Here is a 713-nt window from a genome sequence, read left to right as displayed (position 1 = left end):
CCTCCCCGCCCGCCGTGCCCGCCTCGCCCGCCGCGTCCTGGAGCGCATCGGGCCCAACGGCCTGATCCCGGCCCCCGGTAGCAGCCGTGTCCTGGAGTCCGCCCTCCTGCTGGCCCTGCTCACCAAGGAGGACCTCGCCCCCGCGGCAGCCGATCTGACCCGCCGTTACCTCAAGCACACCCTGGACACCGATCCGCCCGACGCCCTCCAGTGCGCGTTCGCCCACGCGGCCCTCGGCGACGCCCTGACCGGGAGCACCACCGTCCGCGACGCCCTCGCCTCCTTCGACCACTTCAGCACCCCCCGCAAGCTGCTCACCTTCCAGACCCTGCTCACCGAGATCACCGACGGCGCCCACCGCCGGGACCTGCCCGCCGACGCCTTCGACGCGCACGGCCAACAGGCGTGGCTGCAACTGCAGATGCTCGCCCTCAAGACCATCACCGCCCCCCGTGCGGCCACGAGCGACGACTGGTCCCGCCTGGCCCTCGCCCTCCGCCCGGGGCCGCCCTGGCAGGCGAACCACCTGGCCCGCCTCGTGGCCCTGCTCGCCCTGCGCAAACACCCCACCCATCAACCCGCCGTCCGTGAGGCCCTGCTGCGCATCTCCGCCGATCAACAGCCGGGAGGCGGACTTCCGTTCGTCACCGGGATGGACGTCTTCGCCAGTGCCGTCGCCGGTATCGCCCTCACCCGGACCCGCCCCCTCGACC

The 713-nt window shown here is 73.6% G+C and carries 1 pseudogene; it reads left to right on the top strand.

The annotated features are described in order from the left end of the window. Positions 1-713 (top strand): annotated as a pseudogene (locus CCN44_RS44820) (prenyltransferase/squalene oxidase repeat-containing protein); the annotation flags it as partial.

Origin of the sequence: Streptomyces tricolor (genome assembly GCF_002155905.1) — a bacterium.
In the GTDB taxonomy this organism is placed as follows: Bacteria; Actinomycetota; Actinomycetes; order Streptomycetales; family Streptomycetaceae; genus Streptomyces; species Streptomyces tricolor.
This window is presented reverse-complemented; position numbering and strand designations above follow the sequence as displayed.